Annotated in this window: 23 protein-coding genes; 5 read left to right on the top strand and 18 right to left on the bottom strand. The window is 47.3% G+C overall.

Translation table 11 applies throughout. The features are described 5' to 3' along the window. Nucleotides 1-2: 2 nt before the first annotated feature. From rnhB to rpsB, 14 genes are all read right to left on the bottom strand, one after another. Nucleotides 3-599 carry a ribonuclease HII gene (gene rnhB, locus Q0882_RS14570; protein ID WP_299183099.1) on the bottom strand — a complete coding sequence of 199 codons (597 nt, stop codon included), beginning with the start codon at nt 597-599 and terminating at the stop codon, nt 3-5. Then, entirely contained in the window at nt 599-1,756 is a 1,158-nt protein-coding gene (gene lpxB, locus Q0882_RS14565) for a lipid-A-disaccharide synthase (RefSeq protein ID WP_299183096.1), read from the bottom strand. The genes rnhB and lpxB overlap by 1 nt, the downstream gene beginning before the upstream one ends. A gap of 8 nt (nt 1,757-1,764) precedes the next feature. Then, a complete protein-coding gene (gene lpxA, locus Q0882_RS14560; RefSeq protein WP_299183093.1) occupies nt 1,765-2,535 on the bottom strand; it encodes an acyl-ACP--UDP-N-acetylglucosamine O-acyltransferase in 771 nt (256 codons plus the stop codon). Between the two features lie 3 nt (nt 2,536-2,538). Further along, nucleotides 2,539-2,976: a 3-hydroxyacyl-ACP dehydratase FabZ gene (gene fabZ, locus Q0882_RS14555; protein ID WP_299183090.1), complete on the bottom strand. Its 438-nt coding sequence runs from the start codon at nt 2,974-2,976 to the stop codon at nt 2,539-2,541. A gap of 12 nt (nt 2,977-2,988) precedes the next feature. Beyond that, nucleotides 2,989-4,014, bottom strand: a complete 1,026-nt coding sequence (lpxD, locus tag Q0882_RS14550) for a UDP-3-O-(3-hydroxymyristoyl)glucosamine N-acyltransferase (RefSeq protein WP_299183087.1) — start codon at nt 4,012-4,014, stop codon at nt 2,989-2,991. Nucleotides 4,015-4,028: 14 nt separating this feature from the next. Further along, complete coding sequence (locus Q0882_RS14545; protein ID WP_299183084.1) at nt 4,029-4,526, bottom strand: OmpH family outer membrane protein; 498 nt, start codon at nt 4,524-4,526, stop codon at nt 4,029-4,031. 10 nt (nt 4,527-4,536) lie between these two features. Further along, entirely contained in the window at nt 4,537-6,855 is a 2,319-nt protein-coding gene (bamA, locus tag Q0882_RS14540; protein ID WP_299183081.1) for an outer membrane protein assembly factor BamA, read from the bottom strand. Between the two features lie 48 nt (nt 6,856-6,903). Then, nucleotides 6,904-8,259: a sigma E protease regulator RseP gene (gene rseP / locus Q0882_RS14535; RefSeq protein WP_299183078.1), complete on the bottom strand. Its 1,356-nt coding sequence runs from the start codon at nt 8,257-8,259 to the stop codon at nt 6,904-6,906. A 7-nt stretch (nt 8,260-8,266) separates the two neighbouring features. Next, on the bottom strand, nt 8,267-9,079 hold the full coding sequence (locus Q0882_RS14530; protein ID WP_299183075.1) for a phosphatidate cytidylyltransferase: 813 nt from the start codon (nt 9,077-9,079) through the stop codon (nt 8,267-8,269). Then, nucleotides 9,072-9,833: a polyprenyl diphosphate synthase gene (uppS, locus tag Q0882_RS14525; protein WP_299183072.1), complete on the bottom strand. Its 762-nt coding sequence runs from the start codon at nt 9,831-9,833 to the stop codon at nt 9,072-9,074. Before uppS ends, Q0882_RS14530 begins: the two co-directional genes overlap by 8 nt. A 40-nt stretch (nt 9,834-9,873) precedes the next feature. Then, nucleotides 9,874-10,431: a ribosome recycling factor gene (frr, locus tag Q0882_RS14520; protein WP_299183069.1), complete on the bottom strand. Its 558-nt coding sequence runs from the start codon at nt 10,429-10,431 to the stop codon at nt 9,874-9,876. After that, the gene (gene pyrH / locus Q0882_RS14515; RefSeq protein WP_299183066.1) at nt 10,421-11,179 is read right to left on the bottom strand and encodes a UMP kinase; all 759 of its coding nucleotides are present in this window, start codon (nt 11,177-11,179) and stop codon (nt 10,421-10,423) included. Before pyrH ends, frr begins: the two co-directional genes overlap by 11 nt. A 97-nt stretch (nt 11,180-11,276) precedes the next feature. After that, complete coding sequence (gene tsf / locus Q0882_RS14510; RefSeq protein WP_299183064.1) at nt 11,277-12,137, bottom strand: translation elongation factor Ts; 861 nt, start codon at nt 12,135-12,137, stop codon at nt 11,277-11,279. Nucleotides 12,138-12,245: 108 nt separating this feature from the next. Beyond that, nucleotides 12,246-12,986, bottom strand: a complete 741-nt coding sequence (gene rpsB / locus Q0882_RS14505; RefSeq protein WP_299183063.1) for a 30S ribosomal protein S2 — start codon at nt 12,984-12,986, stop codon at nt 12,246-12,248. Nucleotides 12,987-13,227: 241 nt separating this feature from the next. On the opposite strand from rpsB, the gene map reads away from it, so the two are divergent. From map to Q0882_RS14490, 3 genes are read left to right on the top strand one after another with little or no spacing between them, the layout of a single operon-like run. Next, nucleotides 13,228-13,998: a type I methionyl aminopeptidase gene (gene map / locus Q0882_RS14500; RefSeq protein WP_299183061.1), complete on the top strand. Its 771-nt coding sequence runs from the start codon at nt 13,228-13,230 to the stop codon at nt 13,996-13,998. Nucleotides 13,999-14,051: 53 nt separating this feature from the next. Continuing rightward, nucleotides 14,052-16,751, top strand: coding sequence for a [protein-PII] uridylyltransferase (locus Q0882_RS14495; RefSeq protein WP_299183058.1), 2,700 nt, complete (start codon nt 14,052-14,054; stop codon nt 16,749-16,751). Nucleotides 16,752-16,775: 24 nt separating this feature from the next. Then, complete coding sequence (locus Q0882_RS14490) at nt 16,776-17,069, top strand: DUF1244 domain-containing protein (protein WP_299183056.1); 294 nt, start codon at nt 16,776-16,778, stop codon at nt 17,067-17,069. A 60-nt stretch (nt 17,070-17,129) separates the two neighbouring features. Here Q0882_RS14490 and Q0882_RS14485 read toward each other — a convergent pair whose 3' ends face one another. Together Q0882_RS14485 and Q0882_RS14480 are read right to left on the bottom strand one after the other, a co-directional pair. Continuing rightward, nucleotides 17,130-17,606, bottom strand: coding sequence for an LPP20 family lipoprotein (locus Q0882_RS14485; protein ID WP_299183054.1), 477 nt, complete (start codon nt 17,604-17,606; stop codon nt 17,130-17,132). A gap of 4 nt (nt 17,607-17,610) precedes the next feature. Continuing rightward, on the bottom strand, nt 17,611-18,342 hold the full coding sequence (locus tag Q0882_RS14480) for a FlgO family outer membrane protein (protein ID WP_299183051.1): 732 nt from the start codon (nt 18,340-18,342) through the stop codon (nt 17,611-17,613). A gap of 150 nt (nt 18,343-18,492) precedes the next feature. On the opposite strand from Q0882_RS14480, the gene Q0882_RS14475 reads away from it, so the two are divergent. Further along, the gene (locus tag Q0882_RS14475; RefSeq protein WP_299183049.1) at nt 18,493-19,707 is read left to right on the top strand and encodes a flagellar assembly protein T N-terminal domain-containing protein; all 1,215 of its coding nucleotides are present in this window, start codon (nt 18,493-18,495) and stop codon (nt 19,705-19,707) included. Between the two features lie 50 nt (nt 19,708-19,757). On the opposite strand, the gene Q0882_RS14470 is transcribed toward Q0882_RS14475, so the two are convergent. Beyond that, nucleotides 19,758-20,087: a hypothetical protein gene (locus Q0882_RS14470; protein ID WP_299183046.1), complete on the bottom strand. Its 330-nt coding sequence runs from the start codon at nt 20,085-20,087 to the stop codon at nt 19,758-19,760. Nucleotides 20,088-20,238: 151 nt separating this feature from the next. Continuing rightward, the gene (locus tag Q0882_RS14465) at nt 20,239-20,895 is read right to left on the bottom strand and encodes an OmpA family protein (protein ID WP_299183043.1); all 657 of its coding nucleotides are present in this window, start codon (nt 20,893-20,895) and stop codon (nt 20,239-20,241) included. A 219-nt stretch (nt 20,896-21,114) separates the two neighbouring features. On the opposite strand from Q0882_RS14465, the gene Q0882_RS14460 reads away from it, so the two are divergent. Next, nucleotides 21,115-23,025 (top strand): beta-ketoacyl synthase, encoded by a 1,911-nt coding sequence (locus tag Q0882_RS14460; protein WP_299183040.1) that lies wholly within the window; start codon nt 21,115-21,117, stop codon nt 23,023-23,025. Nucleotides 23,026-23,048: the final 23 nt, after the last annotated feature.

The following is a 23,048-nucleotide window of genomic DNA, read 5'->3' as shown; positions in this document are numbered from 1 at the left end:
AATTAATTTTCAACAAGTTCACGTACAGGCTTAAAACTACGACGATGCTCAGGTAGAGCTCCAAACTGTGACAACGCTTCAAAATGCTGCGCTGTAGGGTAGCCTTTATGCTTGGCAAAGCCATACTGAGGATACCGCTGATGCAATAATTCCATCTCACGATCTCTGACAACTTTTGCAACAATAGAGGCCGCACTAATCTCCTTGATTTTGCTATCACCCTTAACCACAGCTTCACAGGGGTAACCTATTTCAGGACAACGGTTTCCATCGATATACACAAAACCCGGTTCAACGATCAACCCTTCCACAGCCCTTTTCATTGCCAACATAGAAGCCTGCAGAATATTGATCTCATCGATCTCTTCAGGGGATGCAGAAGCCACACTCCACGCCAGCGAAGACTCAATAATCTCTTCGTACAGTGCCTCTCGACGTTTGGCGGTCAGTTTCTTAGAGTCAGCCAATCCCTGGATAGGCTTTGCAGGGTTCAGAATCACAGCCGCCGCAACAACATTTCCAACCAGCGGCCCACGACCAACCTCATCAACACCCGCAATTCTCTCGCCGACGCCGAAATCAAAGCCCAGAGGTTCCATTAGAGCACCCCTCTCTCTCGCAATAGACCTACAATCGCATCCGCCGCTTTTTCGTCGGCATTCTGATGCAGTTGATGATGTATCTGTGTAAATCTCTTCTCAAGATAAGTTCGGTACGCTTTATCTTGCAGTGCTTTCAATAGAGCAGGACCCAAAATCTCGGGGCGAACCTCTTGCTGCAATATTTCAGGCACTAACTCCTCTTCTGCGAGTAAATTAGGTAGAGAGATAAAACGAGAACTGACCATTTTGGAATAGAGAGCATAGGTCAACCCAGCCATTTTATATGCTACAACCATCGGCTTTTTAAGAATTGTTGCCTCCAGTGTAGCGGTACCCGAAGCGATCAATATAGCATCAGAGATTGCCATTACATCTCTTGAATGCTTGATTACCAACTGTATATTGAGCTCAGCGTACTTATCCGCAATCAACTGATGCAATTGATCGTGGCGGTGGCTATTTGCCGCAGGAATAATAAATCGCACCCGATCTAAACGCTCATTAAGCCACTGCGCTGTTTGCAAAAAAGGCTCTGCCAGATACTTAACTTCGCTCCCGCGACTACCCGGTAGTAAGGCGATAATAGTCTCACCCTCTTTCACCGCGAATTTCTCCCTAGCAGCATCGACATCCACACTGCGAGGAATACTATCTGCCAAAGGGTGGCCTACAAACGCAATACGTTGCTGTGTAGGAGCGTAATGTTGGGCTTCAAAAGGGAAAAGGCTCAAAAGCAGATCTGTCGTCTGCTTTATTTTATAGATCCGTTTTTGTTTCCACGCCCATACTGAAGGACTAACATAATGTACTGTTGGAATCCCCCTCTCTTTCAGGGCTCCTTCCATCTTAAGCGTGAAGTCGGGGGCATCTACACCGATGAAAACATCGGGTGGTGTTTGAATAAAATGCTGAACCAATTTTTTCCGAAGCCTGAGTAGCTCAGGAAGGCGGCCCAGCACTTCAATTAAACCCATTACTGATAATCGCTCCATTGGATAGAGGGAGCGACAGCCTTCTGCGATCATCAACTCTCCACCGACACCTTCAACAGAGAGATCAGGGTACTTTTTTTTCAGGGCACGAATCAAACCACTTCCAAGGATATCCCCAGAAGCTTCGCCTGCTACTATGCCTATACGCAATGGCTTTGGCATAGGGTTCCTCAGCGAATGATACCGCGGTTTGAAGACTCAATTGAGTTGATGAGAGGCAATATTTCAGGGCACTCATCCAGCATCTCCTTCAGTTCAGATACTGCTTGTGCCGTTGTTAACTTTTTGCGATAGATCGTTTTATAAGCACGGCGTAGACAGGCAAGGGTATCAGCATTGAAGCCGCGACGTTTTAACCCTTCCACATTAATACCATGGGGTTTAGCGGTATTACCGTTGGCCATAATATAGGCGGGAATGTCTTTCAAGACCACCGTACTGGTGCCACACATGACGTGAGCGCCGATTTTGCAGAATTGATGAACGGCTGTAAATCCACCTAAAATAGCCCAATCGCCAACATGAACGTGTCCAGCAATGGCCGTATTATTGGCCATAATGACGTTATTACCCACGACACAATCATGTGCAACGTGAGCATATGCCATAAATAGATTGTCACTTCCTATAACAGTAGTACCCGCATCCTGAACCGTTCCGCGGTGGATTGTTACCCCTTCACGAATAACATTATTATCCCCGATGGTCAGAGTGGTAGGTTCTCCCGCATATTTTTTATCCTGACAATCTTCACCAACGGATGAAAACTGAAAAATACGGTTATTCTTACCAATTTTACTTGGCCCTTTCACTACGACATGAGGGCCAATAACGGTTCCCGTACCGATCTCAACATCAGGTCCGATAATTGTCCAAGGGCCAATCTCGACATTACTGGCGATTTTAGCGGAGGGGTCTATTAGCGCACGGGAATCGATCAACACTTAAACCTTTCTGTCAGCACACAGGATTGTTGCAGAACTTACTGTATCACCATCAACTGTAGCACGTACCTCGAACTTCCATATACCGCGACGTTCGGAAAGCACTTTCGCTTCCAGCTTAAGCTGATCACCAGGAACCACAGGTCGTTTGAAACGAAGATTGTCAGCCCCTACAAAGTAATAGATTGAACCATCCTGTGGCTTTTTATCCATTGTTTTAAAACCCAGGATTCCTGCAGCCTGGGCCATCGCCTCGACAATCAGTACACCCGGCATTACTGGATGATCAGGAAAATGTCCGTTAAAAAAGGGTTCATTGACTGTAACGTTCTTAATCGCAACAATGGAGGTTCCCTTTTCTAACTCCAATACCCTATCCACAAGCAAAAACGGATAGCGGTGCGGGAGATATTCCCGAATTTCATTTACATCCATCATCTACAAAAACCCTTAATCTTCCGAAAGCTTATCTTCGATCAATTTTAACCGGCGTGCCATATCGTCTAATTGCCGGAATCTAACAACATTTTTTTTCCACTGTTTATGCGGCAACATCCCAGTACCTGATGAGTATGCGCCTGGCTCCCCGATCGATTTAGTCACCAGGGTCATTGCAGTTATATGCGTGCCATCAGCGATCGACAAATGTCCCGTAATACCGCAAGCACCAGCGATGGTGCAACCGGCGCCAATTTTAGTGCTTCCGGCAACCGCGGTACAACCAGCAATTGCAGAATTTTCTCCAATGATAACATTATGTGCAATTTGAATCTGGTTATCTAAAATCACACCATTGCCGATAACAGTATCGCCTAATGCTCCACGGTCAATCGTGGTACACGCACCGATCTCAACATTATTACCAATAACGACGCTGCCGAGCTGGGCAATTTTCACCCATCCTCCAGCATCATTCGCAAAACCAAATCCATCTGCACCCACTACCGCACCGCTGTGAATTAAGCAGGAGCTACCAACCCTAACATCGTGATAGAGGGTTACGTTTGCTTCTATCCGCGTGTGCGCACCAATTTCAGAGTTCGCGCCGATTACAGTATTAGGTCCGATGCAAACATGATCACCGATAGTGACATTCTCACCCAGCACCACCCCCTCATCGATCTGAACTGAATCTCCGAACATTGCTGTTTCAGGGATAACCACTGAGTTTGCTATTTTTGGGATAATAGACTGTGAGGAGAATAGCTGACTGGCCCTTGCATAGGTTAAGTATGGATCATCAACGACCAAAGCATTTCCTGAAAACTCTTTGGTGAATTTGGTCGAAATGATAACGGCCCCGGCGGACGTCGTCTTTAAGTATTGTTGGTAGCGTGGATTGGCTATAAATGAGAGCTGGCCAGCTTTAGCATCCTGAAGAGTTGCCAGAGAATGGACACGGTACAGCCCATCCCCCTGCACTTTTGCCGAAAGTTTTTCCGCTAACTCATTCAGCGTGTAAGTAATGCCAGACATCAATAACAACGTGCCTATTGCTTATTCAGCAGCTCAACAACCTGAGCAGTGATATCGAGTTCCTTTTTAGAAAAGAGCGTGGCCTGTTTAGCAATAACCACATCATAGCCCTCTTTTTCAATCAACCCTCTGATAACTTTATCCAGAATAGGTCGCATCTCTTGTATAAAACCCTGCTCCCTTTGCATCCGTTTCTGCTGTAATTCCTGACCTGCGCGCTGATACTCTGCAAACACTTTCTGGAACTGAATTTTCATCTTATTAAGCTCATCAGATGAAACAAGGTCTTTGTTTTTCCCGATCTTTTCTCGTGCTGCTTTCACCTGTTTCTCAAGATCTAGCACTTTCTGCTCATCTTTCGAAAATTCTGTTTTCAGAGAACCTCTGAAATTTTTAGCCGCATCGGAAGCAAGCAAAGCCTGCTGCACACCCAGGACCGCAATCTTTTCAGCATGCGCATTAAAGCTGAGCCCTGCAGCCAGAATAACGCCTAATAGAAACTTAAAATTCATACTCTATTCCTTAGAAAGTTTGACCTAAAGCAAACTGGAAAACTTCTGTGTCATCTGTTGCTTTATCATTTAATGGCGTTGCCAGAGCGATCGACAGCGGTCCGATAGGAGTCAGCCAGCTAAGACCAAACCCTGCTGAAAATCTCAACTGATCGAACTGAACTCCGTCTTCACAATTTCCAGGTAGTGATACCGATGAGCAACTAGAATCAAATACATTACCCCCATCGATGAAGAGCAGCGTACGCCAGGAGGTTTTGTCCTTAACAAAGGGCATTGGGAAAATGAATTCGGCACTACCCGCGACCATGACATCACCACCGTAAGGGTCACCTTTTGAATCTTTTGGACCTAAAGTATTTTGTTCAAAGCCCCTGACGGTCTTTAATCCGCCTGCGAAGAAGTGTTTGTAGAATGGATATTCATTCTCACCCAACTCGCCCCCGTAACCCAGGCGCCCCTTCAAGGCCATTACCCAGAACCGATCTTCCGTTAGCGGGTAATACCACTTAGCATTGTAAAATGCACGGTAGTAACTTAGATCACTACCCGGCAGACCCAACTCCAATGATGCCCCTTGAGAATATCCTTTTGTCGGGAAAAAGCCTCGGTTTAGGTGGTTATCACTCCAGCTAGAACGCAAGATAATATTAAGGTAGTCATTACCCTCATCCGCTAGATACTGGTTGATTTCATCCGGTGTTTCAGTGCTATTTGTATTTATTGTGACCTGCTCAATATTCAGGCCAAAGTTAAGGCGCTGAAAATCATCGATCGGATACCCAAAATTTATACCACCACCAAACTCATCGGTAGAAAACGCACTGGTATTATCTTCGTCGAAATCACGCTCGCGATAATAAAGGTCAAACCCACGACTAACGCCATCAACGGTATAGAATGGATCGACATAACTATAAGAATACTCAGTTAACGTCTCACTATTAGAGATACCGATACCAACCTTTTTACCAGTGCCTAAGAAGTTATCTTGCTGCAGATTAAAGCCCAAGATCAGACCTGAATTTTGCGAGAATCCGACGCTTGCTGAGAACGATCCAGATTGCTGCTCTTCTACCGTATACTCGATATCAACCAGATCGTTACTTCCGGGTACAGCTGTTGTTTCCACATTGACCGTCTTGAAGTAACCTGTTTTTTCCAATTTCAGCTTGGATTTCTCGATCAACTCATTTGATGCAACTGCCGCTTCCATCTGCTGCAGGTGCTGACGGATAACATCGTCTGCAGTACGTGTATTCCCCCTAACATTAATTCGGCGCACGTAGGTACGCTTGCCCGGGTCAAGGAAGAACTTAACCGTCACAGTGTTATCATCATGTATTTCAGGTGCTGGAGAGACGTTTGCAAACATATACCCCGCGTCCCCGATCTGCTTAACAATAGCGTCTTGTGATTCAGTGACTAAACGTCGAGAGAATGTTTGCCCAGGCTCAACTCTGACGACCTCTTTCAGAGACTCTTCTGAAACAACCATTTCGCCGGCGATATCAACATCACGAATTGTGAATTTCTCACCCTCACTCACATTCACTGTAATATAGACATGGCGTTTATCCGGGGTGATGGACACTTGGGTCGAATCAATTGAAAAATTGATATAGCCGCTATCTAGGTAATATGAACGTAAACGTTCCAGGTCACCTGATAGTTTTTGACGCGCATAGCGATCATCTTTTTTATAAAACGACCAGAAACTTGGCAGTTTCAGGGAGAAAAGATCTTTTAGCTCTTCATCTGTATAGACACTGTTACCGACAATATTAATGTGCTGTATCGTGGCTACACGCCCCTCTTTCACATTGATATTCAGTGCAACACGATTAGATGGCAATGTTTCAACTTCAGTCTCAACACTCGCACCATATCGTCCCTGTGATGCATAGACGCGAACGAGATCCAATTTAATCTGTTCCAATGTAGAGCGTTTAAAGACATCACCCTCTTGCAGCCCGTTCTGTTTCAGGCCATCCAACAATGCTTCCGATTCGAGAACCTTATTACCATCAAGCCTTATCAGGCTTATAGAGGGACGTTCCTGAAGCTTTAGAACTAATACCTGCTCATCTTTCAATAGCTGGATATCATCGAAAAAGCCTGATTTAAACAGTTTTCGACTGGCTTTCGCGAGTTCTGCAGCGTTGACACTATCACCTGCGGTTACGGGGAAGTTTCTGAAAACAATGCCAGGCGATACCCGCTGCAGCCCTTCGAGGCGTATATCCTCGACCACGAAAGAAGATGTATTCGCCTGGGCAGTCGTCACCCAGAATAAAATTGCTACCAGAAGTCCAATGCCACGTTTCATGAAGTACTTCTTATTATCCGTAATCAATAAACTGATCAGCCGTGAAAATCACAACCGCATAAAATCGTTAAACAGTGCAACAAACATCAAAGTGAGTAGTACTGCCATACCTATCTTCAAGCCCAACAGCTGGATCTGTTCGCTGACAGGCTTGCCTGTTATCCATTCCACCGTATAGAAAAGCAGATGCCCTCCATCTAGCACAGGAATCGGCAACAGGTTCAAAATACCTAAGCTAATACTCAGATACGCCAAAAAACTAATATAGGACTCCAACCCCGATGCCGCTGAAGCACTCGCCACTTTAGCAATGGTTATAGGTCCACTCAAGTTTTTTACTGAGATAACCCCTTCAATCATCTTCCAGATTGAATCCAGGGTCAGAGAAATCATCTGCAGCGTTTTATTCCACGCCTTCCCAATCGCATCTATCAAGTCATATTGAATGGATCTACGCAGCTCTTCTGGCCATGACACAGGCTCCGCTGCCGCGCCAATATAGCCATAGACCTGCCCATCCTCAGCGACTTTACGATCAGGGACCAGTAGCAAATTAATATCAATGCCCTGCCTTTCAATCAACAGCTTCAGAGTGCCTTCAGGTTGCGCTTTCACAACTCTAACAAAGGCATACCAGTCATCTATTGAACTGCCGTCAACCTGCAGGATCCTGTCACCTATTTCAATACCTGCAGCGACAGCACTTCCACCTTCGACCAATCGCCCAATAACTGCTGGTACCTGTGGTCGCCAGGGAACTAACCCAAACGCACTAACAGGGGATTCTTTATCAACATCAACATGCCAATCTCGCAAGACAATTATATGGCGATCAACCAAAGAAGTGCCTTTTTCACGCAGATCAAGCGTCAACTCACCACTTTCACCGACTCGTGCAGCTAATCTCAGATTCACATCATCCCAAGAGAGTGTTTTATGACCATCAATAGCAACAATTTCACTATTTAACGGCAGTTCCGCCTGTTCAGCCAGAGAGCCACTCGCCACACCACCAACCAAAGGCGCGACTGTTGTGACACCGTACACAAACATGAACCAGTAGGCGAAAACAGCAAAAATAAGATTAACTAGTGGACCCGCTGCCACAATGGCAATACGCTGCAGTACCGGCTTACGATTAAAAGCTTGTGACAATTCACTGGCTCGTACATCACCTTCACGCTCATCAAGCATCTTGACGTAACCGCCTAGCGGAATCATCGCAATGGCATATTCAGTACCTTTCGCATCTTTCCAGGTATAAATCGCCTTACCAAAGCCAACAGAAAAACGCAGCACTTTGACGCCACAACGGCGGGCGACATAGAAATGCCCCCATTCATGAATGGTAACCAGAATCCCCAATGTCACCAGTGTCACAACTACAGTGTGCAGAATATCCATTAGAATCTCAGGTGACCATCAGAAAGTGCATTCCCAGCACAAATAGAGGCGCAGCGGCGGTTAAACTATCAATACGATCAAGCACGCCACCATGCCCAGGCAGAAGCTGACTGCTGTCCTTTATTCCCCGGAATCGCTTAAGCATACTCTCAAACAGATCACCCAATACTGAGATCAAACCGGTCAGCAACGATAGAAGAATCATTAAAGCAGTTTGCGTTGCGCTCAGATCCATATATACCGCAAAACCTACGGCAACGACTAAGCAGGTAACTAACCCACCATATAAACCCTCGCGGGTTTTCCCCGGACTTACATCGGGTGCTAACTTATTACATCCAAACCGCTTACCAGAGAAATAGGCACCAACATCCGCCCCCCAGACCAACAAAAATAGAAGTACAATAAGCACCTCACCATTTTCGGTGGCTTTCATGCTGACAAAGGCAAACCAGCACGGCAGAAGTACTAGATACCCAATCACCCCTCTCTGCCACTCTTTGCTCCACCCTTCACTCTTAGGGTATTGAACGACCCAGTATAGGGCAACGAGCCAAGCGATTAACGATGTGAATAACACAGCATGAACGGGCAATACCTCATAAAACGCATGACAGAGGAAAATTACGCACGCCATAAGCACAACATAGGCACTTCTTAGCGATGATTGCCTGATTCCCGCCAGATTGGCCCACTCCCACGCTGCCAGCAGAATAGCGCCATCCAACAGGAAGATAAATTGTTCCAAAGGGAGCAGAAACACCCCCATCAGTGCCAGTGGAGCCAAAATCACCGCAGTCAAAATTCGCTGCTTAAGCATCTTTCTCGGCCTCTACTTGCTCACTGGTTTTTCCAAATCTGCGCTGACGGCGGCAGTAGCTATCGATGGCTAGTTGCAGCTGCTGCTTATCAAAATCAGGCCAATAGGCATCTGAAAAATACAACTCTGTATATGCGAACTGCCAAATTAGGAAATTACTGATTCGCTGCTCCCCACCAGTACGAATGCAAAGATCTGGCTCCGGCAGCTCCGACAAGCTGATATGATCTGAAAAAGTTATCTCGTTAATATCATCAGCGATTATTTCGCCTGCAGCACATCTTTCGGCCAGTTTTTTCGCTGCGGATACAATATCCCAACGCCCACCGTAATTGGCCGCTATGTTGAGTTGCAATCCTGTGCACTCTTGCGTTAAAGCTTCAACTTTCTCGATTTTTTTCTGTAGAGAACCGCTGAATGCGGTTTTATCGCCAATTACTCGCAAACGAATATTATTCTTCACAAGTTTCTTAGCTTCACGGTCTAATGCCAGCTTAAATAGCTCCATTAAACCTTTAACTTCAAGGGGGGGACGCTTCCAGTTTTCTGAACTGAAAGCAAAGAGCGTTAAGGATTCGACACCAACCTCTATACAACCCTCAATGGTTGAACGAACGCATTCCACCCCGGCCTTATGCCCAGCCAGACCAGGAAGGCGACGTTCTTTTGCCCACCGGTTATTACCATCCATAATGATAGCAATATGGCGAGGAGGCTTATTAATCACTTCGTTAACGCTTTTTTCTGCTGACATCAGTTTAATTCAGCGACACTTTGCAGTGCCGCTGCTTCGATCAAATTTCCATCAGATCTTTTTCTTTCTGTTCCAGCAGACTATCTACCTCTGAAACATGCTTGTCGGTGATTTTCTGGATCTGATCTTCGCCACGACGCTGATCATCTTCAGTAATTTCTTTCTCTTTTAAAAGATCTTTCAGATCACCATTAGCATCACGACGGATATTACGGATTGCTACACGAGCACCTTCCGCTTCCTGACGCGCCTGTTTGATATAGCCTTTTCGCGTTTCTTCAGTCAACGGAGGCATGGGCACACGAATATTTTCGCCCGCAGTTGCAGGGTTCAGACCCAAATCAGCGGTCATGATCGCTTTCTCAATCACCGGAACCATCGGCTTTTCCCATGGTACGATCGAAAGCGTACGACCATCTTCTACCGAAATATTCGCCACCTGACTCAGCGGAACATCAGAACCATAGTAAGACACCTGAATGCCTTCAAGAATGCTTGGGTGTGCACGCCCGGTACGAATTTTCTTAAAGTTATTTACCAGCGCTTCCACACTTTTCTGCATGCGCTCGGAAGCATCCTGAGTGATTTCATTCAGCATATTTTTCTCCAACCGTTTCACTGCAATCTATCAAGGTGCCTTCATCGCCGCCAACAACAAGATTGGCCAGGGCACCAGGTTTATTCATATTAAATACACGCACGGGCATATCGTGATCACGGGTCAGACAGATCGCCGTCAGATCCATGACACCCAGTTGCTGCTCTAAAACTTCATCATAATTAAGATGACGGTAACGACGCGCACTCGGATCTTTAACCGGATCTGATGTATAAACGCCGTCAACCTTTGTCGCCTTCAAGACCACATCAGCTTCTACTTCAATACCACGCAAACATGCTGCGGAATCAGTAGTAAAGAAAGGATTACCCGTTCCAGCAGCAAAAATAACCACATCACCCTGATTCAAGTAACGCATCGCATTTCTTCTATCATAGTGATCTACAACACCACTCATAGGTATCGCTGACATAACGCGGGTATTGATATTACTGCGCTCTAAGGCATCACGCATTGCCAAAGCGTTCATAACCGTGGCCAGCATCCCCATATGGTCGCCAGTCACCCTATCCAGTCCCGCCGCATTAAGCGCCGCACCACGAAATAGGTTGCCGCCGCCAATCACCATCCCGACCTGCACACCGATACCGACCAACTGGCCAATCTCCAGCGCCATACGATTTAGCACATTGGAATCTATACCAAAGCTTTCTTCACCCATCAGGGCTTCGCCGCTTAACTTAAGTAAAATACGTTTATATCTGGACTGTTTTTCGGTGGTTGGCATCCGTATATCTCCGCAGGATTTGAGATCAGGAGAGTGTAGCAGGAAAAGAGATGATTGCGCATGCAGAACATGCGCAATCGGCAGGTTTTACAGCAGGTTAGCCGTTCAGCTGAGCCGCTACTTCTGCAGCAAAATCAACTTCTTCAACCTCAATACCTTCACCCACTTCAACACGAGTGAAAGATTTGATAGTTGCACCAGCATCTTTTGCTACCTGACCTACTTTCTGCTCAGGATTCTTAACAAAAGCTTGCTCTACCAGGCTGTTTTCAGCCAGGAACTTGTTGATACGACCAACAACCATCTTCTCAGCAATCTCAGCAGGCTTGCTTGCCATGTCAGGCTGCGCCAGGATGATCTCTTTCTCTTTAGCAACAACATCTTCAGGCATATCTTCTTTGCTAACAACCTGAGGATTTACAGCCGTTACGTGCATAGCGATATCTTTTGCTGTTTCAGCATTACCGCCATCAAGCTCAACAATTGCAGAGATCTTGTTATTACTGTGAACGTAAGCAGCAACAACTGCACCTTCAACCAGGAATACACGACGAACACCAATGTTTTCACCGATCTTCTGAACCAGCGCATCACGCTTATCGTTCAGCTCACCAGCCATCAGCGCTTCAACGCTAGTTTCTTTGTCTGCAAATGCTTTTTCCAGCACAATATTCGCAAATGCCAGGAAGCCTTCATCACGTGCTGCGAAGTCAGTTTCAGAGTTAACTTCAACAGCAACTGCATAGCTGTTATCTTCAGCAACTTTAACAACAACAACACCTTCAGCTGCAGTACGACCAGCTTTTTTAGCTGCCTTCATACCAGAAGCCTTACGCAGCTCTTCGATCGCCTTCTCGATGTCGCCACCAGCTTCATTCAGTGCTTTTTTACACTCCATCATGCCCAGACCAGTACGGTCGCGCAGATCTTTAACCATTGCAGCGGAAATCTTCGCCATGTCGAATACCCCTATAAAATAATCGCGGGTTAATCAAAAAATCCAAAAAAGGGGGCCAGGCCCCCTTAAATAAGTCAAAGAGAATAACTAACTGTATTGACAGTTAGATTACTCAGCAGCAGCCTGCTTCTCTTCAACTTCTACAAATTCGTTTTTGTCGCCGGCAGTTGCAGCTGTACCTTCCAGGCAAGCATCTGCAGCAGACTTAACGTAAATCTGAATTGCGCGCAAAGCATCATCGTTACCAGGGATAACAACATCAACACCATCAGGGTTGCTGTTTGTATCAACCACACCGATAACTGGGATACCCAGCTTGTTCGCTTCATTTACAGCGATACGCTCGTGATCAACATCGATTACAAAAAGAGCATCAGGCAGACCGCCCATCTCTTTAATACCACCGATAGAACGCTCCAGCTTTTCCATTTCACGCTGACGCATCAAAGCTTCTTTCTTAGTCAGCTTCTCAAACGTACCGTCCTGGCTCTGAGATTCCAGATCACGCAGACGACGGATAGACTGACGAATAGTCTTGTAGTTAGTCAGCATACCACCCAACCAGCGGTGGTTTACGTATGGCATACTCGCACGGCTTGCTTCTTCTTTAACGATTTTGCTAGCAGCACGCTTAGTACCTACGAACAGAACTTTGTTCTTGTTCGAAGCCATATTCTGAATGCTATCCAGCGCACCGTTCAGAGCTGGCAGAGTATGTTCCAGGTTGATGATATGGATCTTGTTACGAGCACCAAAAATGAACTTGGACATTTTTGGGTTCCAGTAACGAGTCTGGTGACCGAAGTGAACGCCTGCTTTAAGCAGGTCACGCATAGTAATTTTAGCCATTATATTTCCTAAAATTGGGTTAAACCTCCACGTACCCCAACCCCAAACCCGAAGGCACCCTGAGAATTGTGACGGAACGTGTGTGATATTTTTTGCTTGTGCAAATTGAGCGCGGATTTATACCACAAGCGGGCGATAATATAAAGCCTATTTCTATTCCTGAAGCAGGATTGCTACAATCGCACTCCGTTCACTTTTAAATCGCCCTTTAGGGCTTCGCAACAGGACATATCGATAGCTTATGAGCATCAAGATCAAAACACCCGAAGAGATTGAAAAAATGCGGGTTGCCGGACGTCTGGCGGCTGAAGTACTGGAGATGATTGAGCCATACGTCAAGGCTGGTGTCACAACTAACGAGCTAAACCAGATCTGTCATGACTATATTATTGATAAGCAGCAAGCAGTTCCCGCGCCGCTTAACTATCACGGCTTCCCAAAATCCATCTGCACCTCAGTCAACCAAGTTGTGTGTCACGGCATCCCAAATGACAAGAAACTCAAAGATGGCGATATCATCAATATCGACATCACCGTCATTAAGGATGGCTATCACGGCGACACCAGTAAAATGTTTTTTGTTGGAAAAGAGCTTCCACATGCTCGCCGCTTAGTAGATATCACGCTAGAGTGCATGTATCGAGGCATCAAACTTGTTAAACCGGGTGCCCGACTTGGCGATATTGGTCATGCGATCCAGACCTACGCTGAACAGAATCATTATACAGTTGTCCGTGAGTACTGCGGCCATGGTATCGGGGCAGAATTCCACGAAGAGCCCCAAGTGCTTCATTACGGCAAAGCAGGGACAGGTGAAGAGCTCCAAGAAGGCATGATCTTTACCATTGAACCGATGATCAATGCCGGTAAGCGACAGGTTAAGCTCTCCAAAAAAGATGGCTGGACCGTTGAAACAGCTGATCGCCGCCTCTCTGCTCAGTGGGAACACACCATTCTGGTAACTGCTGACGGCTATGAAATTTTAACGCGGCGCTCCGACGACACTCTATAACCGTTCAGAGTCCACAGCCACCATAATTCAGTATCAATACGGGTACAGCAAAGATGTCTACCACCCTGCACCAACAGTTGGCCGCAGAAGAGATTATTGACCTTTCAGCTTTTCAGAAAAAGTTAGCCGAGGCCAAATCGCCCATCCCGGTTTTCAAGGAAGCTCTAACTGAGATAAAAACAGTTCTGGATGAACGTTTCCGAGAAGGTGATGATATCCGTAAGCTGATCTATGGTCGCGCCAGAGAGATCGACAGGATACTCCAGACCGCCTGGTCAAAATTTGAATGGCCCGAAAATGAGATAGCCCTTATTGCTGTAGGTGGCTACGGCCGCGGCGAACTCCATCCACACTCAGATATAGATCTACTCATTCTTCTGCAGGATGGAGTGGAAGCCGAACAGTACCACGATTCAATCAGTGGCTTTCTGACACTACTCTGGGATATCAACCTTGATCTCGGCTCCAGTGTTCGCAGCCTGAGTGACTGCTTCAAAGAAGCCCAGAACGATATCACCATCGCAACCAACCTGATCGAATCAAGGACACTCGTCGGCAACTCTGAACTGCATACCCAGATGTATGACAGAGTCACCTCTGAAGGCGCCTGGACCGATAAAGAGTTTTTTATCGCCAAGCTTAAAGAGCAAAAGGATCGCCACAAAAAAACCAATAACACCGAATACAACCTTGAGCCCAACCTGAAGAACTCACCGGGCGGACTCAGAGATCTCCAAACCATCGGCTGGGTCGCTAAGAGACACTTTGGTTCAACCTATATCCGTGACCTGGTCGAAGATGGCTTTCTCACCGAGACAGAACTCGATATTCTGAATAAGGGTGAGCTCTACCTATGGTCGGTTCGCTACGCGATGCATATGCTTTGCAACCGCAGAGAGGACCGTCTTCTCTTCGACCATCAACGTTCACTTGCCGAGTTTTTCGGCTACGAAGACCAGGAAGGCAAGCTGGCAGTTGAACAGTTCATGGGGAAGTATTATCGCATTGCGATGGCTATGTCTGAATTTAACGACATGCTGCTACAGCATTTTGATGAAGCCATACTTCGAGCTGATGAAGAGCAGGTTATCATCCCTCTGAATAACCGCTTCCAGATTCATAATGACTATCTGGAAGTCGCCTATGAAACGGTTTTTGAGCACCACCCGTTTGCCTTGATGGAGCTTTTCGTCCTTCTGGCTCAAAATCCCAATATTAAAGGGGTACGCGCCTCTACCATCCGCCTGATCCGTGACAACCGCCACAAAGTGGATGATGAGTTCAGAAAAGATATCCGCAATACCAGCCTGTTTATGGAGCTGTTACGCTCACCTGAGCGGGTGTCCACCGAACTCAAGCGAATGACCCGATATGGTATCCTGGGACGTTACCTGCCACAGTTTGGCAGCATCATCGGGCAGATGCAGCACGACCTGTTCCATATCTATACGGTTGATGCCCACACCATGAAGGTGATTCAGAAATGCCGCCAGTTCAGGCATAACGACTATCGAGAAGAGTTCCCGATCGCCCACCGCATCGTCAACCAGCTGCCTAAGATTGAACTGCTCTACATCGCAGCCCTTTTCCATGATATTGCCAAGGGCCGCGGCGGCGATCACTCCGAACTCGGATCTGTTGATGTACTCGAGTTTGGTGAAAACCACCATTTGGGAAAATGGGACCGTCACCTTGCTGCATGGCTTGTACGTAACCACTTACTTATGTCGATGACCGCACAACGCAAGGACATCTCCGATCCGGAAGTGATTCACACCTTCGCTCAGCAGGTCAGAGATGTAGTTCACCTTGATTACCTCTACGTGCTAACGATCGCAGATATCAATGCGACCAATCACACGCTCTGGAACAGTTGGCGCGCGACCCTGATGCGTAAGCTTTACACCGATACAAAACGCGCACTTCGCAGAGGGCTGGAAAATCCAATCAATAAAGAGGACAGAATCGAGCAGATCCAGAATGAAGCTCTGGTTCTGCTTCGGCGTCAAGCGGTAGATGAAACCGAGATCGCCAAACTATGGGCATCTATTGGCGACGACTACTTCCTGAGAGAGACTGCCCAGAGCATCGCCGAACATACTAAAGCTATTCTGGAGCACCTCAACCCGAATGAACCACTGGTGCTCATTCGCCAAACCTCACACCGTGTTTTCGAAGGCGCTACCGAGATATTCATCTACAGTGCGGATATCAAAAATCTGTTTGCTGCAACCGTGGCAGCAATGGACCAACTGCATCTCAATATTCAAGATGCTCGTATTATCGTGACTGACAGCGGTGAAGTTCTGAATACATACACGGTACTCTCTGACGACAATACCCCGCTGTCAGAGAACCCCGATCATCTACAGCAGATCAAGCAGCGATTGATCGATGAACTGGATGACCCGGATGATTATCCAGAGATCATACAGCGTCGGGTACCTCGCCAGATGAAGTTATTTGCCACCCCGACACAGGTTTACCTGAGCAATGATCCAAGTGCACAACAGACGGTGCTAGAGGTCATCACGCCGGACCGCCCAGGCCTGCTGGCGCGCATCGGCGGCATCTTTGCCGCTCACAACCTGTCCGTTCGAAAAGCCAAGATCGCCAGTGTCGGCGAGCGTGTAGAGGACTTTTTCTTCATCACCGATGAAGCCGGCACCCCCATTTCAGACCCTGAGTTATGCCAGGCACTGCAGGAAGAGATCTGCCAACAGCTTGATGAACACATTCAGCACGAAAACTAATTACAAAGATAAAACGAGGACACTATGGACCAACAAACGCAGAATGATATAGAAGCCGCCGTATTCAGAAAGCTTTTAGCCCATCTGGATGAACGAAAGGATGTCCAGAATATTGACCTGATGATCCTCGCGGGATTCTGCCGAAACTGTCTAAGCAAGTGGTATAAAGCTGAAGCAGAACAGCGTGGTGTTGATGTGGATTATGATAGCGCCCGTGAGCTGGTTTATGGTGAGCCTTACGATAGCTGGAAAGAGAAATATCAGGAGAAGGCAACGCCGGAGCAGCTAGCCGCTTTTGAAGCCACACAAAACAAGTAATCCTCAGCCATAAAAAAAGGAGCAAACCGCTCCTTTTTTAAATTTACATGTATTGGAAGATTAGCGACTTATCCAGGCTCGCTGCACCTGATTGAGATCAATCTCCAATGTCGTGGCATAGGTATCCTCCTGGACGGGATAGCTCTTCACAACTTGCGCCCCACGCACAATACCGGACACCGCAGCTTTAAACTGATCACTCTGCATCACCATATCCTGTACCGTCGTCGTGCCGTAAAGGTACTGACCATGAACCACTGCTGCCAGCTCTTGATACGCTCTTAGTTTTGACGCACGCATCGCCAACAACACCTTGTGCTGCTTGTTCTGACCCGGTTGTAAGCTGATCGGCGCATAGCCTGTTGCCCTAACCCACTGAGGATCCGGAGCCTCTTCAACCCGAGGCGGCAGATTGATATCCGGCAGGGCTTGCATTAGCTCCTTAGTATTTTCAACCGCTGTTTCACAACCTTGCAGCATTACCAACGCAGCAAGCATAAGTAGAGTTCGTTGTATCGGCTTCATGATCTTATGCATCTATTTATCTGCCTACTGGTCCACCACGATTTTCAATAATCATACCCTCATTCAAAGCTTCGAGAGGGTTATAGCCTGGAATCCCTCCCTCCAATCTTTGATTGCCAATATGCGATTGCCCTGTCGCTAACACCTGACGCGTCGTCGTATCAATGACCCTGGAGTTAATCACCAATCCATCGGAATGCTGCGCATAGGTCCCCGTCACCAGAAAATAGATCTTATAGCGGGTTCTCAAACCTGAGAGGTTTTGCTTAGACAACGGCTGTTTGGTCGTCGTTGTCAGCCCCGCAGCACGATAGTCCACCAGATTATAGCCATGCTGCTGTAACTGATAGATAAATCCCTGCTCAATACGCTCACCAAAACGCCCAACTTTGCGGCTATTATTCAGGTTTGTGAAGGGAACCACTGCTACCGGAAATCGTTTCACACGGTTCTGCTGCAATCCTGCATTCATCTGCAAAGCCATCTGGGCTACCGCCTCACTCAGCGGATCCAACCCATTAGGTTCAGCGGGTACCTGTACAACCTGCCTCTTAACCAATGATTGCTCTTTTTCCAGCAACGCCTCTCGTTCAGCAATATGAGCCTTTTCCAACTTATGAAGCTCAGCCACTACGTCAGGACTCATACTCTCAATATGAACACGCTCCGGAGGAGCATCCTCTGCCTGCCTCTGCTGGGCACACCCCGCAAGCAGGCAAACTGAAAGCAGCAGTAAAATTTTTTTCATCCTGACCTTCCAAACTAAAGGGTTAAGCACGACAATCTATCATAAATCATGTAGGCATAGGGAGTGGCATACCACCCAGCCCGAATCTACATTTACTTTGATCCGGCAATTGCATACTGTCTTCATAAGTTAATCGGTCAACGGTGAGATATGTTTAATTTCATACCGAAAATATTTGGGATCCTTATCCTGCTTACACTTCCTTTTTCAGTCCAGGCGGTCGTAATTGAAGCGGAAGGACAAGCCCTCATCGTCAACAAAGATATTTCTTCAGCCCGTGAAGCTGCAATCCGTGATGCCTCCCAGCAAGCCTCAATGCAGGCAGCCGTTTACGTCTCCAGCAGCCAGGTTGTTCGCGACGGCATACTGGAGATCGATAACATGCAACTCAGCACGCTGGGGCAGGTATCAAACATTGATATTCTTGATGAGAAAGTTATCGGGCAGAGCCTCTTTATCCGCATCAGAGCTGATGTCCTGATTGATGAAGGCTGTAAAAACGGGATCAGTAACACCTACGCCAAGTCAGTTGCCTTGACCGCCTTCCCCCTGACTCAGGCTTCACAAGCCAATCTGGGTGGTCTATACAATATCAGCTCAGAGCTCCCCGGTTTACTAACTCAACACCTCAACCAGAAGGGAGCTATGGTCGCTTTTAACGCGGGCAACATCTCGCTCTACTCCAATACAGATCGTGCAGCCACCGCTCAGTTGGATGATGGTATGCTCACCAGCACACTCCACACCGCAGGCCAGCTACAGGTTAACTACCTTATCTCCGGCGTCATCCGGGATATGTCGATGATCGACCCCAGAACCCATGCCGAAAACAACTTTTTCATCGATCTATATAACCGCCTGGATTACAAAAGCAGAAAACACCTGCGTAACTTTGAGTTCGATCTGTTTATTCACGACGGTTTCTCCGGTCATCTGATCAGCCAAAAGCACTACCAAACCGCTGGTCTGTGGAATTTAGATCGCACCATTAATACCGGTTTTAATACGGCCAGCTTCAAAAAGCAGGATTACGGTCAAAAGGTTAATTTATTGTTACAGGAAGTAATTTCTGATCTGGAAACAACCCTACAGTGCGAACCGTTTACCGCGCGAATCACCCGCACTGATGATCGCAATATCTGGATCGGCGCAGGCAAACAACAGGGGATTAAGCGGGGAGATAAGTTGACCATCTACCGGAAGTCCACATTCTACACCCCTGATATGAAAGCCAGCACAGAACTCAGTAACACCCGGCAAACGCTAGTGATCGATGATGTGCAGATGAGTGGTGCATCCGGCCATATCAGTGGTAACACCTCCTCTCACAATATTCGCCCCGGCGATCTGGCAATCGCTCGCTAAACATTCTCAGACACGATCAAAAAACGCACCCGAAGGTGCGTTTTTTTTATTTAGGTACAACCCGGGTCATAGCGCTGCTGCTCCATATGTCGCTCAGCGGATTGGCGTTCAAAGCTTATCTGCTCAACTTTCAGGTGCTCTCGCTGCTCTTCGGAGAGCATAGAAAATGCCTCTTTAAGTGCAATCGTTAGTAGCTCACCCGCAATACAATTCTCATCCTTACGATAGAACGCAGCAAGCGTCTTAAGATCATGATACAACGCAGTATCGATGGGCGCTCCCACCTGACGTACTGAAGAGCTGGTCAGATCACAGGAAACACTAGACTCACTGTCCGGGTTACATAACTGATCCATCAACTTTCCGATCTCGGCATTCATATCTACCTCCCGATCGTTCTGAAGAATCTAATCTGAGTAACAGTTAAGGTATAGCCAGAGGAGCGGATTCAGTAAAGCGAAAGATATTCACTCGAGAGGAGGGAGAGCCCGCCTCAACAAACATTAAGGCGGACCGGATCATCAGATTATATCAACGACGCATACCGCTGATATTGATCTCAACACGACGGTTCATCGCACGACCTGATGCGGAGTTGTTGCTGGCAACAGGGTAACGCTCACCGTAGCCACGTGCGTTAATTCTCAGATTAGCGATACCGGAGCCCACCAGATAATCTGCAACTCGCGCAGCTCGTCGCTCTGAAAGCTGCTGATTGTACTCAAAAGAGCCCGAGCTATCAGTAAACCCATCCACATTCAGCTCTGTTTTATCAAACTTAATCAATACCTTAGCCACAGAGTCCAAAACCGGATAGAAGCTACCGGCAATACGGTCAGAGTCCAGTGCAAACGTAATATGCCCAGGCATAATCAAACGGATAGAATCACCAATACGCTCAACACGTACCCCTGTTCCTTCCAGCTCCTGGCGCAGCAAAGCTTCCTGCTGATCCATGTAATAGCCGATACCTCCACCCACAGCGCCACCTACCAAAGCACCGGTTAAAGCACCTTTTTTACGATCACTCTTACTGGAGACCGCCGCACCCAATACAGCACCGGCCACCGCACCAATGCCAGCGCCTTTCGCTGTATTACCCACTTTCTGCTCACCCGTATATGGGTCGATCGTTTGGCAGCCCGCTAACAACACACCAGCAACAGCAATGGCGACAAGTTTTTTCATGGTTGACTCCTACGAATTATCTAATCCCTGAATTTAGCCATACTATCACTTAACAATCACTGACTAAAAACGGATAAAAAGGGGTTTTGATGCTAGTCAGTAATAGCAAACACCGATAAAATGATTAGTCAGTAATATGGCCCCTGTCTACTTAATTATGTATAGCTATAAACAGGGATTATACGTTTCTATAAAGATCTGTCCCTTGAGGAGATTCAATTGTCCCAGCTTCCTGTCATTGTTGGTTTTGGTGGTATCAACCCTGCTGGACGTGCCTCATTTCATCACGCATACCGACGTCTGATCATCGATAAACTCGACACTCAGTCACAAACAGAGACCCTGACTGACCTTGCCATTCTGACAGGATTGGCGACCACTCAAGAGGGTCAGTATCTGAATCAACAGGGAGAGAGCTGTAGTGCTGAAACATTGGTCGCAACGCTCAGAGATCAGCTTCTTAACAGCACCCTGATTCGCCGAATCGAGAAGAGTGCCTTCGACGTTAACAACGTCATGTTTAATAAGCCTGCAACGCTTAACTGCGGCGAAGAGACACTTAAATTCCGCCTGCGTAAACGTCAGATGCCTTTGCAGATTCCGGAAAACTGGAGCGTGACAGAGACGGCACCTGGGCAGTTCAGTATCGAAGTTAACGCCCAGATGGACGTTATCATTCCGGATAATAAAATTGCACCGGTACAATCTGCAGGACAGCTGCCCTCCGGATTTCAGCCCGGTAAGCTTTATCAGTCGCGCAATCACCCACGCAATCTGCAGATGACGGTTTTCGCTGCTTCCGATGCACTCTCCTCCACAGGTATCCCCTTTAACGAGATTGCTGACCGGGTTGCACCCGATCAGATTGCGGTCTACGCCAGTAACTCAATCGGTCAGCTGGATGATTTTGGTTTTGGCGGATTAACAAAATTTGCCGCGCTCGGCAAACGAACAACATCAAAGCAGATGCCTCTGGGTTATGCCCAGATGCCTGCTGACTTTGTCAATGCCTATATGTTGGGCAACATTGGTACCACTGGTGGCGCTCTCGGCGCTTGCGCTACCTTCCTCTACAATCTCCGCAGTGGTGTTAATGATATCCGCTCCGGACGCCGCAAAGTGGTTCTGGTCGGCGGCAGTGATGCTCCGGTAACCCCAGAGATCATCGAAGGCTTCCGGGCGATGGGGGCGCTGGCCGAAGACAAAGACCTACTGGCACTGGATAAACTGTCTGAACTGACAGCAGAAAACTATCGTCAGGCTTGTCGCCCATTTGGCAACAATTGCGGTTTCACAATGGGCGAGAGCAGTCAGTTCATCCTGTTAATGAGTGATGATCTGGCGATAGAGCTGGGTGCCGAAATCTACGGAGCGGTTCCCGAGGTATTTGTTAACGCTGATGGTCATAAAAAATCGATCTCAGCTCCGGGAGTCGGAAACTACATCACATTGGCAAAATCCGCCTCACTCGTACGCAAAATGCTAGGGGAAGAGTCCCTCAAACAACGCAGTTTTGTACAGGCACACGGCACCAGCACCCCGCAAAACCGTGTCACTGAATCTCACGTCATCAACGAAACAGCAAAAGCATTCGGTATCGAGAACTGGACCGTTGCTGCTGTTAAGTGCTATTTAGGTCACTCTCAGGGTACCGCAGGCGGTGATCAGCTCAGCGCCTCTTTAGGTGTCTGGAAGTACGGCTATATACCCGGAATCGTTACAACGCCTGAGTTTGCAACGGATATTCATCAGAGCAACCTGCATCTGAGCAACCAGCATATTGAAGTCGGCTCCACAGGTATCGACTCTGTCCTGCTGAACTCCAAAGGCTTTGGCGGCAACAACGCATCTGCACCGGTACTGTCACCTCACGTTGTGCAGCAGATGTTGAGCAAGCGCTATAGCAAAACTGAGCTGCAGGCTTATCAGGATAAACTAGCGGTAACCCGGGCGCTGGCTCATCAGTATGACCAGGACTCCCTCAAAGGCGAATCTAAGCCGATATACCTGTATGACCATAACGTACTTCAGGGCGAAGATCTGAATATTACCGACTCTCAGATTGAGTTCCCAGGATATGCCAATCCGGTATCGCTTGATTGTGATAATCCATTTGAAGATATCTGCTAACTAAACTAAAAACAGGAAACCAA

Source organism: uncultured Neptuniibacter sp. (assembly GCF_947498015.1).
GTDB lineage: Bacteria > Pseudomonadota > Gammaproteobacteria > Pseudomonadales > Balneatricaceae > Neptuniibacter.
Note: the sequence above shows the minus strand (reverse complement) of the source record. Positions and strands in the feature narration are given on the sequence as shown.